Origin of the sequence: Oecophyllibacter saccharovorans (assembly GCF_006542375.1) — a bacterium.
GTDB classification, from domain to species: Bacteria; Pseudomonadota; Alphaproteobacteria; order Acetobacterales; family Acetobacteraceae; genus Oecophyllibacter; species Oecophyllibacter saccharovorans.
Genome location: NZ_CP038143.1, coordinates 755393 through 769411, shown reverse-complemented (window position 1 = coordinate 769411; position 14019 = coordinate 755393). Strand labels below are relative to the sequence as shown.

The 14019-nt window shown below is 61.9% G+C and carries 15 protein-coding genes; 10 read left to right on the top strand and 5 right to left on the bottom strand.

What is annotated here, in order from left to right:
- Positions 1-119: 119 nt before the first annotated feature.
- Positions 120-2579 carry a hypothetical protein gene (locus E3E11_RS03350; protein WP_141451186.1) on the bottom strand — a complete coding sequence of 820 codons (2460 nt, stop codon included), beginning with the start codon at positions 2577-2579 and terminating at the stop codon, positions 120-122.
- 260 nt (positions 2580-2839) lie between these two features.
- Here E3E11_RS03350 and E3E11_RS03345 point away from each other — a divergent pair, with 260 nt between their 5' ends.
- Entirely contained in the window at positions 2840-3280 is a 441-nt protein-coding gene (locus E3E11_RS03345) for a hypothetical protein (protein WP_141451185.1), read from the top strand.
- 16 nt (positions 3281-3296) lie between these two features.
- Positions 3297-4709 carry a multidrug effflux MFS transporter gene (locus E3E11_RS03340; protein ID WP_231118976.1) on the top strand — a complete coding sequence of 471 codons (1413 nt, stop codon included), beginning with the start codon at positions 3297-3299 and terminating at the stop codon, positions 4707-4709.
- Between the two features lie 52 nt (positions 4710-4761).
- Here the strand turns inward: E3E11_RS03340 and E3E11_RS03335 are convergent, their stop codons facing one another.
- Positions 4762-5094 (bottom strand): putative quinol monooxygenase, encoded by a 333-nt coding sequence (locus tag E3E11_RS03335; protein WP_141451184.1) that lies wholly within the window; start codon positions 5092-5094, stop codon positions 4762-4764.
- Between the two features lie 224 nt (positions 5095-5318).
- On the opposite strand from E3E11_RS03335, the gene E3E11_RS03330 reads away from it, so the two are divergent.
- Positions 5319-5945, top strand: coding sequence for a glutathione binding-like protein (locus tag E3E11_RS03330; RefSeq protein WP_141451183.1), 627 nt, complete (start codon positions 5319-5321; stop codon positions 5943-5945).
- Between the two features lie 92 nt (positions 5946-6037).
- Positions 6038-6301: a hypothetical protein gene (locus E3E11_RS03325; RefSeq protein WP_141451182.1), complete on the top strand. Its 264-nt coding sequence runs from the start codon at positions 6038-6040 to the stop codon at positions 6299-6301.
- Positions 6302-6391: 90 nt separating this feature from the next.
- On the opposite strand, the gene E3E11_RS03320 is transcribed toward E3E11_RS03325, so the two are convergent.
- The gene (locus tag E3E11_RS03320) at positions 6392-6688 is read right to left on the bottom strand and encodes a hypothetical protein (RefSeq protein WP_141451181.1); all 297 of its coding nucleotides are present in this window, start codon (positions 6686-6688) and stop codon (positions 6392-6394) included.
- Between the two features lie 155 nt (positions 6689-6843).
- On the bottom strand, positions 6844-7716 hold the full coding sequence (locus E3E11_RS03315; protein WP_141451180.1) for a hypothetical protein: 873 nt from the start codon (positions 7714-7716) through the stop codon (positions 6844-6846).
- A 180-nt stretch (positions 7717-7896) separates the two neighbouring features.
- Here E3E11_RS03315 and E3E11_RS03310 point away from each other — a divergent pair, with 180 nt between their 5' ends.
- Both E3E11_RS03310 and E3E11_RS03305 read left to right on the top strand, forming a co-directional pair.
- Entirely contained in the window at positions 7897-10317 is a 2421-nt protein-coding gene (locus tag E3E11_RS03310; RefSeq protein WP_141451179.1) for an FUSC family protein, read from the top strand.
- Positions 10318-10513: 196 nt separating this feature from the next.
- Positions 10514-11002, top strand: a complete 489-nt coding sequence (locus E3E11_RS03305; RefSeq protein ID WP_141451178.1) for a hypothetical protein — start codon at positions 10514-10516, stop codon at positions 11000-11002.
- A gap of 32 nt (positions 11003-11034) precedes the next feature.
- Here the strand turns inward: E3E11_RS03305 and E3E11_RS03300 are convergent, their stop codons facing one another.
- The gene (locus tag E3E11_RS03300; RefSeq protein WP_141451177.1) at positions 11035-11406 is read right to left on the bottom strand and encodes a hypothetical protein; all 372 of its coding nucleotides are present in this window, start codon (positions 11404-11406) and stop codon (positions 11035-11037) included.
- Positions 11407-11641: 235 nt separating this feature from the next.
- Between E3E11_RS03300 and E3E11_RS03295 the strand changes: the two genes are divergently transcribed.
- The 4 genes from E3E11_RS03295 to E3E11_RS03280 all read left to right on the top strand — a co-directional run bounded on the left by E3E11_RS03295 (position 11642) and on the right by E3E11_RS03280 (position 14019).
- Positions 11642-11962, top strand: coding sequence for a hypothetical protein (locus tag E3E11_RS03295; RefSeq protein ID WP_141451176.1), 321 nt, complete (start codon positions 11642-11644; stop codon positions 11960-11962).
- Between the two features lie 195 nt (positions 11963-12157).
- Entirely contained in the window at positions 12158-12793 is a 636-nt protein-coding gene (locus E3E11_RS03290; RefSeq protein ID WP_141451175.1) for a hypothetical protein, read from the top strand.
- A 56-nt stretch (positions 12794-12849) separates the two neighbouring features.
- The gene (locus E3E11_RS03285) at positions 12850-13368 is read left to right on the top strand and encodes a hypothetical protein (protein ID WP_141451174.1); all 519 of its coding nucleotides are present in this window, start codon (positions 12850-12852) and stop codon (positions 13366-13368) included.
- Positions 13369-13545: 177 nt separating this feature from the next.
- Complete coding sequence (locus E3E11_RS03280) at positions 13546-14019, top strand: hypothetical protein (protein WP_141451173.1); 474 nt, start codon at positions 13546-13548, stop codon at positions 14017-14019.

Sequence of the window (14019 nt, the reverse complement as noted above, 5' to 3'; positions counted from 1 at the left end):
AGGATACCAAGAGATCGTAGCGGAATCGGCTGAGTGAGGGCTTACAGGCAAGCCTCCCTCAGAGTCGTCCCTATGGAAGGTCAGCTCAGCAGGGCGTCCGGGCGCACAAGGGCGCAGATTTACTGCGTGACAGGGAGGCCGGAAAATTGCGAGACCCAGCCAAAAGTATCAGCCGGGCCTGTGGCCGTTCCGGATACGTTTCCGCTTCGGCTGGAGTCAGGTAGGCCCGTGCAGATCACCTGCCCGCCTGATCCTGCGCCGGCAGGCTCGCCAGGTTTGCGCAGACGGGTGAGATAAACCTCGCTACCGAGTTGTGCCTCGTTACAGGAAGGCAGAGCAGCCAGGCTCTCAATCCGGGCGGGGCGCAGGCCTGAGAGAAGCCCGCTCCCGCTGTCCAGAAGCACGGGTTGGAAGCGGGACTGATTGTCGAGAACACTGTTGCCGAGGCGGACGCCCAGGAGTGAGACTCGGCCCCGGGTGCTTGATCCGATAAGAACGGGTGCCCCACCTGCGCAGCCGATGCCGCTGACCTGGGCGGTGCCGCCCAGAATTTCCATGCAGCTTTGGGCCAGGGCGCGCGGGGCCTCGATAACCGCGCCAATCAGGCTGGTTTCAGGCAGGTTGGAGTCAGTTCCAGACCGCTCTCCGGCGCCTGTAGCCTGGCTGGTCAGCACGAGCGGGCGCTGCAGATCTGTGAACTGCCCGCCCACCCATTGCACGCCTTGGGCGTCTCCGTCGGTCAGCAGGCCGATGCCGGTCAGGGGAGCCCGGGTGGGCGAAGTTTCTGGGGCCAGAGCGCTTCTGGCAGGCTGGCCCTGGGCAACGGCATCGACCAGCCTTGCCCCGTGCAGGCCTTCACCCAGCCGGTAGGCGATGGGGAAGTGCCGTGCCGTGGTTTCATACAGGGCAACGCCCGTTCCATTGCGCAAGTCAAAGCCAATGCCGGGGCTGAAGGTTTTTGACAGTTCCAGTCGCAGCGCTGTCCGGGTGGGGCTGGTCTGCAGCGGGCCGGTCTGCACATCGGCGCGTTTTTCTGAAAGCTGCAGGTCGCGCAGGGTGAAGCGACCACCGGGCAGGCGGTAGAGAACAGCGCTTCCGGCGGCCTCGCCAGACCACAGCCTGACCGGCCAGCCGACCGCAGCAGGCCAGTGAGCCGGGAAAGGGTCAGGGGCCTGAAGCGTTACTGGCAGTCCCTGCCCGGGTTCAGGGCCGGAAGATGCGCCCGCTGAAGGGAGGGCGTTAAGGGGGCTCTGGCGGCCGGGGGCAGGCAGCCTGTCCCAGCTTACGTCATAGAAACGGCAGGCTTGTCGGCACCCATCAAGCTGTACCCCGTTGAGCACGCGCCCTGTCACGCCGGTAACATGCAGCCGCGCCACGTCATGGGCCTCAATCCCCTGCCCGAAACCCAACAGGACCACGTCTTCGATCGTAACGTCTGTGGCGGGGCCGGAAGAGCTGGAGGCGGGGTTGAGTGTGGCCCAGCGGGGCGTCTTGGCGGTTTTGTGTCCTGCAGGGGGGCGGGCTGAGCCCGCCTGGTTCGGCAGCTCCTGTGAGGTGGGGAGAAGCGCTGGTGAGAGGCGGAACGTTGTTGCGCCGTCAATCGTCAGGGCAGCCGGGCCTGGGGCAGAGGGGAGATAAGGGGCAGGGGGAGTGCCGGGTGTGCGGACCCAACCGGCGGAGAGCACGGCGAGATGGCGCAGGGTGGTGGCACTGGCCAGGCGCACCGTGTGGCCTGGTTCCAGTATCAGGCTCGAGGGCAGCCCGCCCCCTTCTGTGGAGCGCGCCGGGGCAGCAAGCAGATGCCGCCTGGAGCGGTGGCGCCTGTGCTGTCGTGCTTGGCCTGTCGGCGGCTGGTCAGTACCGGGGTTTTCCTCTTCTGCAAGTACAGTCGCGCCGGGTGAAGCGCCTTCCAGCGTAACGCCTGAAGGAATGAAGAGATCCTGGCCCTCAATCGGATAGGCATGGGCCAGGAGGCGCACGGTACCCCCTCCATGTGCCTTGGCTACCGCAATGGCCTGCTGGACGGCCCTGCCCCAATGCCCTGCCTGGCGGTCTTGGAGAGTGATGTTGAAATCCGGAATGGTCAGATAAGGCTCCATAGCCACTTCAGGCATGTCGGCCAGGCCGGCTTGGTTGCCGGGCTCGCGGCCCTGACCCTGTCCGCCGGACGTGTGGGGAGCGGGTCCCAACTGGTCCGGCATGGTTCCGACAGCGCTGCGGCGCGCGGCTTCCGCCTGGGCGGCAAGGCGGACATCGGGCGGCACGAAAATCTGCCAATCCTCGCGACCCTGCCCGGCCTGGCCTTTAGCCGCGCCGGACAGGGCCTGTCTCTGCGCTGCGATCTTCGCCCCTGCCGGCGCGTCCTCAGGCAGGGGCGGCGCAGTGGCTCTCGTAACCGCTGGAGGCGTGGCGGGCAGCAAGGGGGCGGAAGGAGCGGCGTTTCCCATTTGCAGACCGGCAACGCACAGGGCGACCCCCAGCAGGACAGGCGGGACAAACGCAGGCGCCAGCAGGCGGCGCAACTGGACTTGCAGAAGAGGGAAACGCAGAGGCGGAAAGTGGAAGGGCGGAAGGGGCATGAAGGCAGAATAGCGTGTCAGGTGCTGGCCGCGAAGCCTCCGGGATCTGGGGGATCAGCCGGCTGGGGGAGCAATTGGGAAAATTTTGCGTGGCAAGCGTCTTCCAATTTCCAATGTGAGGCGATGTCGGTAAGGTGAAGAAAGACTTCAGTTCTGAAAATCGGCAGTGAGCTGCCTTGAAGGCACCTGGCTGCGCTGTGGTCGCTACTGTACAGGCAGCGGCCCGCATCAGGTTTCAACGGAAAGAAAAAGGAGATTTCATGGCCCATCATCAGACCCGTCTCGACATGTCGCAGGATGAGCAGCGCAAGTTCTTTACCTTCAAGGGGGACAAGTCAGACAAGTTCGAGGTCGTGCGCGTTCATGAAAATCGCGAAGGGGCCGGGGAGGGCCACAAGGCCGCCGATCGTGGGGCCGATGGGGCTTATCAGGTGGTCTGCAAGTCGCTGCCCGACCATAATGTGCTCTATACTTCCCCCCACCAGGAGACGGCCATTGCCTGTTGTAACCTGGCCAATGAGGTGATGCGCAGCCTCAAGCACAAAGGCCCGGATGCTGAAGGGGAACTCCCGGCCCATGAACGCGAAGGGGTGGAGAAGGCCCACTCCTTCCACGGCCTTGACGGCAGTGCCGTTCTACCGGAACTGCGCCGCAATGTCGGCCAGTTCTACCGGCGCCTGATGGAGATGGGTAAGCTCTGAGCAGATCCCCCTGCCAGTGTCTTTCCCCCAGGAAGGTCCTGCCGGCAAGCCTGCAGAACGCGCAGGCGCTGCAGGAAACGGGCCCAGTGAGGACGCGGCGAGGGGCACGGAGGAAAGCCTGGAGCTGATGCTGGAGGGAACGCTCGCAGAAGCCCTTCTGCCAGCCGAAGCTCTGGCTGGCCCTGAAAGTGGCGGCAGCGGGGTTGGGCCAGGGAGCGACGTTTTCGGGCCGGCTGGTTTCAGGCGCGTGTGGATGCTGGGGGTGCTGAGCCTGCTGATGGCTTTCGCCGCCATCTCCATCGACGTCTATCTGCCTGCCATGCCGGCTATGAGTGCGGCGCTGCATGCCAGTGTCGGTGCGGTGGAATGGACGGTTTCCGCCTTCCTCATCGGCTTCAGCCTCGGTCAGCTGGTATGGGGACCGGTAGGAGACCGGCTGGGGCGCCGGCTGCCCATTGCCCTGGGGCTGGTCTTTTTCGTGCTCGGGGCGATCAGCTGTGCGCTGGCCCCCACGATCGGGGTGCTGATCGGCGGCCGGGTTATCATGGCTTTCGGGGCTTCAAGCGGGGTGGTGCTGGCGCGTGCCATGGTGCGTGATCTCCATCCCGGACCGCAGGGCGCGCGTATGCTTTCCACCCTGATCGTTGCCATGGCCTGTGCGCCTTTGCTCGGGCCTTTCGTGGGGAGTGCGGTTCTGAACCATGCAGGCTGGCGGGCCATTTTCTGGCTGCTGGCTATAACGGGGGTGCTGACATTCGGTCTGCTCTTTACCCTGCCTGAGACCCATCCGCCTGAAAAACGCCGCCATGTAACCATCTCGGGGGCGCTCAGACTGTATGGTCGGCTGCTGACCCAGCGTGGCGTGATGGGCTTTGGCGGGACAGGGGCTTTCTACTATGGCGGCATGTTCGCTTATGTGGCGGGCGTGCCTTTCGCCTATATCGGCTTCTATCACGTCGCGCCTTCAGCTTTCGGTTATCTGTTCGGGCTGGGCATTCTGGGCGTCATGGCCACCAATGCGCTCAATGCCCGCTGGGTCGAGAAGGTCGGTATCCTGCCAATTCTGCGGGCAGGCACAGCGATTGCGCTGCTGGCGGGCGTTCTGACTGTTCTGACCACCGCCACTGGTTGGGGCGGGCTGTGGGGGTTGGTGTTGAGCCTGCTTGGCTTCATGGGCATTACAGGGCTGATCGTGGCCAATTCCATTGCCGGTGCCCTGCAGAACCACGCGCAGGAAGCAGGCGCGGTTTCAGCGTTGGTAGGGGCGCTTCAATATGGCAGCGGCATTCTGGGCAGCGGCCTGACCGGCTGGTTTGCAGACGGCACGCCATGGCCCATGGGATGTGTGATCGGGCTGGCAGGGTTGGGCAGTTTTCTGTGCCTGCGCTTGCTGGTCAGGCCGCCGTTGCCAGGCCCCCGGTCTGGTTGAACAACCATTTTTCCCGCCCGGGAAATGCCGCTTCCTTCATCCAGGCAGCTGCTCAGTGGGTGGCCGCTTCAGGGCCCAGCAGGGGGCGCACTGTGCGCGTGATGACATGCATGTCCGCGCAGCCGCGGGCGAATTTGATGAAATGCGGCGTGTTGCGGTGGGCTTCGAAGGCAGCCTTGTCGCGGTAGACCTCAAAGAGAACAATGACGTTGCGCTCGCCTTCGGGTACCAGAACCGTGAAGTCCAGGCAGCCCGGCTCTTCCTGGCGGCTTTCGCGCGCGTCATAGCGGCAGAGGTCAAGAAAAGGACCAAAGCTTTCCTCGCTGGTCTCGAATTCCGCGAAAATACGGTAAGGGGCGTTTGCGGAAGCGGAATGGGCGGTCATGGTTCTGGTATCTCCTAATTCTGCTTATCTGCAGAATCACTCTCCGGTTTGGGGCTGTTCTTTTCTTTTATGTCGTGAGGGGGCAAGAGCGTTTAAAGGGGCTTTCAGCCGGTCTGTCTTGTTGACCCTCATCCTTGTTGACAGGCGCTCACAGCCAGAGGAAACTTTCCTTAAGCATCATCGCCTTTGCAGGCGGATCTGCGCACACTAGGAAGGATGAGACCATGGCACAGACCTACAAACTCTATTACGCCTGGGGGGCCTGTTCCCTGGCATCGCATATCATGCTGATCGAGGCTGAAGTGCCCTTCACCATTGAAGCGGTGAACCTGCAGACGGAAAAGACGGCTAGCGGACGCGATTATTACGAGATCAATCCGCGTGGCGCCGTACCGGCTCTGGAAATCATTGATGAGGTCCTGACCCAGAATGATGCCATCCTGCCCTATATCGGCGATCTCAGTGACATTCCTGCTTTCTGCCCCGTCCAGGGGAGCATGCGCCGTGCCCGCGTTGATGAGGCGATCGGCTTCTGTGGCGACATCCACAGCGCCTATGCGGCGTTTTTCACCTTCGGCAAGGTGAAGGGGGAAGTGGGTGAACGCGCCATGGCCGGGTTGAAGAAGCGCATGCGCCAGCTTGAAGCCTGGCTGCCCGAAGGCACGTATTGGCTCGGACCCTTCACGCAGGCTGATGCTTATGCGGCTGTGCTCATCAGCTGGGCTCCCGGTGTCGGGCTGGACATGAAGGACTATCCCAAAGCTCAGGCCCTTAAGGAACGTGTATGGGCACGCCCATCCACCAAAAAAGCCCTGGCCCAGGAAGAAGCGCAGCGAAACAAGGCTGGCTGAGGAGAAGCGGTTTTTGCAGCCTGCCTGGGGAAATCTTTTCTTGAGAGGGTTTCCCCGGATAGTTTCGGCAGCATCATCACAGGAGATAACGGATGGCTACCTCGCAGAATGGGACATCCTCTTCCGGTAAAGACCAGGCTGCCTCACAGGATAGCCAGCAGCCGGACGGGCTGCCACGCAGCGATCACAATCCCGAAGGAAGTGATGCTTTTGAGAACACGCCTGACTTCATCGGCGCGGACACAGCCTTTGTCCCTTCGCCGGTGGAAGGTGACCAGGCAGCCATTGAGTCGGATGCCGGGGCCGGGCTGGCAGGTTTTGGCGTGGACGGCGTGGATGTTGACGGCGCGATCTGAAAAATCTGGCTGACCGGAAAGTCAGACGGCTGATAGAAAACAGACGCCAAACGTTATGCCCAGCCTCGTTTTTCAAGAAAGCGGCAGGGCTCAGAGGCCGGCTGCGCGTGCCAGATCAGCCTGAGCTTTTTTTAGCGCATCGATTTCCTTTTTCAGCGCCCGTTCGAGCTCTGACTGAGCAGAGGCCATCAGCGCCCAGGAAGAGGGATCGCCGATCAGGGCCGCGCTCGGCGTGCTCCGGCGGTGAGGCAGAAAATCATGCGTCAGCACGGAATGCTGCAGAGCATCGAGATAGGCTTCGGATTTCTGGAGAAAATCCGTCACGGCTTCATATTCACGCCGGGCGAGGGTCTGGCGGTCTGTGGCGCTGGTGGCTGAATCAGTCATGAAACAGGGCTCCCCTAAAGAGATCTCGCCTGAAGACGGTTCCGCTTCAGGACGGGGGCTCATGATGAAGCCGCCCCTTCATGGCTGCAAGGCGGTCAGCCCTGCATTTCCTGCCTGTCAGCCGCCCATCCGGCTGGCAGCTGGGTCTGCAACCTTCAGGGGGCAGGGGTATCGTCGTCCAGCAGGCTGTTCATTTCCTGGGAGAATTTCCTGGCGATATCATCCACCAGTCCGGTGGCCTGATGGATCGTGCTGACCACCGAGCCCAGGCGGGCATATTTGCTCCAGGCCGTGAGGGTGGCATTGCCTACTGACGTTGTGGGGGCAAGGGTGCAGACCAGCCGGACGGAATCCAGAATGAGCTTGCTGTCTCCCTCTGAAGGGTTTTTGTCGGAAAGGGCGGCAGGCTTGAGCATATTGCCTCCGCACTGGCTTACATTGCCATCATTGGCCAGGAGACAGGCTGTCTGCAATCCGCTGAACGCGCCCAGAACCCAGCTTTCATAACGCTGCGCCTGAAAGGGCCCGTTGCTGACGGTCCGGGTGCTGGCGCTGCTCCAGCTGCTGCAGGGCTGAGCGCCGATGCCGAAGAAAACCCCGCCTGGACCGGGCGCTGTACGGCTGCCTTCGTGTTCTTTCGCAGGAGCAGAACTTACGGTATTCGCGCCTGTTTCAGGCGTGCGGGTGCCATGAAAAATGGCCCTGAGCGAAGTCTCTGAAGGGGGAATGCTGACTGACGCCGCGCTGGTGCTGGCAAGTGCGGATGTTGACGCGCTCCAGGCAACAGCTGGAGCCATAGCGAGAGCGCAGCCCATGACGGCCAGCTTCAGCATTGCAGCAGCGGGCGGGTTGAAAATTCTTTCACGGTGCGTGAGCACGTATTGAGAGAGGGGCAGCAACATTGTCGCCATGGCAGGCAAAGCTCCGTAGAGACGGGCCAGAGAGGCCGCAAGAGCCACCAGAATAATCGAAAGCACGACCTTCTGAAAAGCGTAGGGCGTTGCAGGGTTCAGGCTGCCCGGGCTCATACTGTCTGAGCCCCCCCTGCGGAGTTGCGTCAGGCGGGCTGCTGGGGCATTGACTGAAACGCTTCAAGCCAATTTTGCCTTTTCTGGCAGGGCTGCAGGCAGCATGGATTGCGTGCCTGCTCTGATCCCTGTCTCGTTCCTGGTTTTCCTCCTGCTTTGATTTCCTTCTGAAAGTCCGCCTTGTCGACAGGCCCGCCAGTCCTTTCCCCCTATCAGCTCGTCATGCGCTTTCCTGCGCGGCTGCGTGCCGTCCTGGGTCGCATGGGCGCATGGGCCGGATTTTCACCAGCACAGCCCCTTCTGATGTTTCCCCCCAGGCTGGGCTTTACGCTGCGCACGGCTTTCGGCTGCCTTCTGGCCCTGGGACTTGCCTATCCGTTGGAAATGGGCAGTCCGGGCTGGGCGCCCCTGATCTGCTGGGCGGTTTCCCTGACAGGGGGCGGAGAAAGCCTTTCCAAGGCCCGCTGGTGCATCATGGGTACGCTGCTTGGCGTGGTGGCGGGTATCGCGATCACCGCTTTTCTGCCCCAGGCGCCCTGGCTGTTCCTGCCCGTTCTGGCGCTGTGGACGGGGATGTGCCTGTTCTTTGGCAGCTTTGCCAGCAATTTCCGAACTTATGGCTGGGGCCTGGCGGGCTTTACGACCGTCATCGTCGCCATGAATGCCATTCCGGACGGCAATACGGTCTTCTGGCTCGGCATGTCGCGTGGCACCAACATCATTCTTGGGGTGATGTGCAGCCGTTTCAGCTGCATCGTCTTCACCGGTGACCCGGCTGCAGGCGCATGGGAAAAGCTGCGCCAGAACCTGGAGCAGAGCTTTGGCAATGTGTGCCGCATTCTGGGCGCGGCCCTGGAGGACCAGGCCGACACCCGCCGCACGGCTGAGACAGAGATCACCCGCATTCTGGCAGCGGATGCCCAGATTGAGTTTCTGGCCATCGAACTGCGCGGCAAAGCTCATGCAGGTCCGCACGCCCATGCCACCCTGGCTGCGCTGGCCAGTGCGCTTGCGCGTATTTTCGGCGCTCCGCTGCATTACCCGCTTGTGCGCCATTACGAGGAACTTGTGGAAAGCGGCGGCAGGATACCGCCTGGAGTCCTGCTGTTTCACCGCGTGCGTGAAATGCTGCAGCGCCTGCCTGAGAACCTGTTTGCAGAACCCGGTCTTCAGGCGGGGGCCGCTGAAAGGGCTGAGGCGCGCGGCGGTGACAGCGAAACGCTTTCCCCTTCTGGGGAAACGCCGCTTATTCTGGGTGAACTCTCTGAGTTGCGCAGCCAGGCTCTGGCGCTGGCAGGTGAGGTGGAGGTCAGTGCCCAGGCACAGGCTGAGGCTGAAGAAGTGCTGATGCTGACAGTGCTTGCTAATCTGCTCAGTGACATCGAGATCGCTGCCCGCCAGCTGCGCGCCAGCCTGGGCTATGATACTGATTTCAGCCTGTCCCCCAGAAAGCAGGATACTTTCCGCTTTCCCCATGTGCGCTGGCGTGATCCGGTGCTGGCGATGGAGACAGGGCTCAAGGTCAGCACGGCGGTGATGGTGACCTCTCTGATCTATGAAGTGACCGCGTGGCCGGAAGGCAAGATTTTCGTCACCTTCACGTCCATCATCTGCTGTCTCTTCGGCACGAGCCCGACCCCGGCGATGGGAAGTTTCGGCTTTCTGGCCGGCATGCTGGCCGCAGCCGCCAGTGCTTTCGTACTGGATGTGATCCTGATTCCGTGCGTTGAAGTCTATGAAGGCATGATCCTGTGCTACCTGCCCATGCTTCTGCTGCCGGCTTTCGTGCAGCCCGGCAAGCGCACGGGGGCGTGGATGGGCGTTGCCCTCATCGCCTATGGTTTCATGATCTTTCCCATGACCGTGAAAGGCAATCACCAGGTGATGAACGCGCTGGAATATTTCAACCGCGTGCAGGCCATGGTGCTGGCTTCCATGATCGCCATTCTGATTTTCCGTATCGTGTTTCCCTACAGCCTGCGGCGCGCAGCCAACCGTATCCGCCTGTCCATGCTGCGTGAGCTGCGCCATATCTGCCGCCTGCCACGTAGCTTCAGGAACGGGCTGACAGCCGACAAGCTGCCCAGATCCCACTTTTTCAAGGGCGCTTTTCTTGCGCATCTGCCTTCAGAGCGGCTGTGGATTGCGCGTTCCCTGGGTCGGTTTTCGCATCTCTCCATTCACACGCCTAAACAGGAGACTGCAGCAGTGCAGGCTTATCTGTTCGGTCTGCTTTCCACCATGTCGCTGGGATTGAGCATCATCCGGCTGCAGCATCTTCTGGCTGGTCAACGCCTGCCAGCGCCTCTGGCCCATGCTGTGCTGGCTCTGTTGAAGCAGCTGCGCCGCAATCCGGGTGACACGGTTGCGGCAGCGAAGCTGGCCGGGCAGGCGCTCGTTGCCCTGGACCAAGAGGGTAGCGGGAGCCGGAAGGCTCAGCCCGCTCTTCCAGATACGCTTACCCCCCAGGACCGGGCCCTGGTGGCAGGCTGCCTGCTGGCCATAGAGCGCGTACTGCTCGAGGACCGCAGCTTTCTCTGTCAGCAACAGCCCCCTGTGGCTCCGGTGGAAGCTTTTCCGCCTCGCCCCGTCGCCCGCTGAGTTGCCCCGTTCAGGGAGGTGACGGCAGGTTCCATTCCCGGGCGGCATCCCAGCTGCGCTTGTTGGCGGGGTAGTGCTGGAAAGTGGGGGCTGGCTAGACTGCCCGGGGTGAATAAGGCGCCTGAATTTTCCTCTGGCGTCACATCCGTTCCAAATCAGTCCATCAATCATTCCATCAAACCGGGAGGCGATTTTTATGGCTGCTGTGTCTGCTGACCAATCCGTTATCTGCAAGGATGGCGCCTATGCGGTGCTGTTTCCGGTGCCTGGCGCCAGTGCAGACAATCTGGGCTGCTGGCTCATCATGGCCATTCCTGAAAAGGGGGCGGCGCAGAGCGAGCCGGATTATGAAGTCATTCTGGTCAAGGACTGGCGGGCGGCCCTGCCGCAGGGTGACGGCACTGCTCTGCCTCCTCTGCTTGATGCCCTCCGCCAGGGGGGTGCCGGTCTTTATCCCCATGCTCCGATCGTGGCGGCGACCACGAGCCGCGATCAGGACGAGCTGCTGGTAAAATACGGCCCTATGTCAGGCCCTGCCTGCACCTGGGGCGTGCAGGGCGGCGAAGCCATGCTGGTCATCGGGGCGTTGCAGAACATCGAGCGCTATCTGGTGGGCAAATACGACAACGTGACCCGCAAGCGCTGCCAAGCCAACACGACCGCACCTAAGCGCAGGACGGCCTGAGCCGTTCAGCAAAGCGTGATTACTGCTCGTGATTACTGCTTGAGCGCCTGGTTGCTGGGCTGACCGGTTGGGCATCCCTTTGTGTGCTGCACGCTGCCAATGGCGATCATCTCGCCCTTGGCACGTGCCAGGCTGCCGGCACGGTCAGGCACCGTTTCATAATCATGGCCCATATTTACCAGCCCGTCTCTGTAATAGGCGTTGCGTTGCTGTTCGGTAAGGCGCTGGAGCCTGTCGCCGGTATTGAGAGCTTCCAGGGCCAGCTGCTGGCAGCTCATCCCCAGATACGCCTCGGTTGAAATGGGCACTGGCTGCACGTCTTCAGGCAACGGAGGAGAGGCGCAGCGGCACAGAGTGCAGGCAGCTGCCAGAATCACAAAGGTTCTGAACCGGATGGCGGGCATGGACCTTCTCCTCTGCTTTTCCCGGTCGGGTTATATCCCAGTGGGGTTATATCTAGGTGGAGCCTGTATGCCGTTCTCTGCCAGGGCTGGCAATCTCAGGTCATGGCATGTTTCCTTTTGGCCATGTGCGGGTTAAAGTGGCCGGATTGCGGCAGCGCATGCCGGCTGTGCCTGAGCCTGCGTTACGGAGGCGCGAAGGCAGGCGTGAAAGGGGTAAAGGAGAAGGCTTATGTCCATGTCTACGCCACCCAACCCGCCTTCATCCCATCCACCGTCGCAGAAGCCCGGCGCGCCACAACCGGCTGCGGCTGACACAGCCGGGCAGGTTGCGGGAACCGACCGCCTCAAGGAAGAAAATCTCCGTTACGCCAGGCTCTGGAACCGCGTATTGCGCGAAGCGTCTCAATGGGATTACCAGGCCTTGCGCCAGGAATGCTGGAGCCGCCGCAGTGGCGTGGCCAAGGCGGTGATTCTGGTTGTGGTGCTGTCGGTCGTTCTGGCTTTGATCATCGGGGCGTGCATTGCGCAGTACAAATACCTGCACTGGGTGTACTGACCCAGAGTGTACTGACATGGTCTGCTGACATGGACCGTTTTTGTCCGCCCAGGTCTTTTCAGCTTGGGGCTTTCCGGGCGTTGTCGGAAACAGATGCATAACCGGAATGGACGGGGATGGCTTTTCAAGTTGCGTTTCGCATCTTAAGGTCGAGCGGTTCGTTCTTTTGTCCTGACTTCAGGCCGTGAGGTCCCGATGCGCCGTCCGTCCTTCCGCGAGCCCCGTCTTTACCCCTCCGCTCAAGAAGCCGATCCGCTTGAGGCGCGCGCTGACGGGCGGGCCGAGTCCCGCTCTGCACACTGGTCTCAATCCCGCCTGGAACCGCTGTCTGAGCGGGACTGGGATCTCTCTGTCGATATGCCATCAGATGAAGTGCCTTCAGCCGCCTCTCCTGAAACCGGCACAGTCGCTGCTTCTCCCTCCCTGTCCTTCCGTTCCGCAGCCGAAAAGGCCGGTTCTGGCGCGCGCGCCTCTTCTTCAGCCCCGTCCTCCCTGTCAGCTGGAAGTGCGGGTCAGCCAGGAAGCACGCTGGCACGTTGGCAGGGGGAAAAACTGAAGCTGGAAGTGGCCCTGCTCAAGGCGCAGCTGCACAATCTGGAGCTGGATGCCACGCTGAAACAGGCGCAGATGGAAAAGCAGGCCCCTGCTCTCTATCGTGCTGCTCTCAGCGGCACCCCGTCCGTCGCGCCGCGGCGACGGTCGCCCATGGTCTGGGTAGGGGGCGTGCTGGTGGCCGTTCTGCTGCTCCTGCTGGCTGGCGGCCTGCTCTGGGCGGCCGTGCTGATCGGTGTGGTGGATCTGGACAGTCTTGGCTGGGCGCTCGTTTCCTGAAGCGGACCGGTCCTGAAACCGGTCGACAGGCGCTGGTTGGTGAAGAGAGGTGGAAAGTGAACAGCGCAATGCAAGGCAGCAAGCCGCGCTTCAGCCGGGTGGCGCTGGGTTATCTGGGCCCCCTGGTGGCAAGTGCGGTCTGGTTGGCTGCAGGCCAGGGCCGGGCTGCCGGGAATGCGCCGCCTGTCCCTCCTTACCGGCCAGGGGATAAATGTTTTTCTGTGGCCCGTACCCAGGCTGGGGAAACGCCGCCAATGCCGATACTGGTCAATCAGTGCACGGGCGAAACCTGGCTTCTGGTTTATTCCGATATGCGCCAGCGCCCCTATTGGGTGCGGATAGAATTCGGCCGTTATGAGCCAGTCCCCGGGTCTCCTGCAGCCCCTCCACCCGTTCCGCTGAATGCCGGGCGCATGACTGCTGGCCGGCCCGGGGCGGCCATGGGAATGAAAGGTCGCAGGAATCAGCCCCGTGTTCCTACAGCAGATCAGCTGAATGCCGGCCAGTTGAGAAGCAACGCTGATGAAAATTCAGCGCCGCCCAGCCCACGGACCGGATCTTCAGAAGGCCGTTAAGAAATCGGCTGTAAACGGGACTGTGTGAATCAGGTAGGAAAAGCGGTTTTCAGACCTCTCTCTGACTGTTGCGCACCGTTCCATCCGATAATTGCACCCGAGTCGGGGAGCTGATAGGGTCGCCTTTTCGGCGCTTTTGAATAATTCCATTTCACACATCCAGCCAGGAGATCTGTCATGCCCAATTCTTCCGATCTGAAACAAACGATCGAGCAGCGGCTCTCCCAGGCGCTGACCGCGCTGCAGGCCGCCTTGCAGGAAGGCGAGCAGGGCTTTCGCCAGGCGCTGAAGGAAGCGGAAACCCGCGCTGAAAAGGCGGGTACTGAAGCGCGCCAGACCACCGATCATGCCCTGGCCCGCGTTGCGCAATATGTCGAGACGGTGCTGGGTGAGGCAGAGACGACCTTCAAGAAACTGTATGAAGAAGGCGCACGCTACGTTGAGAAGGCCTATGGCGAGGCGGAAAAGAATTTCGCTGCTGCGCGCAATGCTGCTGAAAAGGAATTCCAGAAGCTGATGGGCGAAGCCCGACAGGTCTATGAGGCGACCGTAGCCGAACTGGAAGCCGCGCGCAGGCAGGAGCATTCTGGTCAGGCCGGCACTGGCAGCAGCGCTGGCAAGGGTGCAGGCAGCGACCCCCATAAGTCCTGA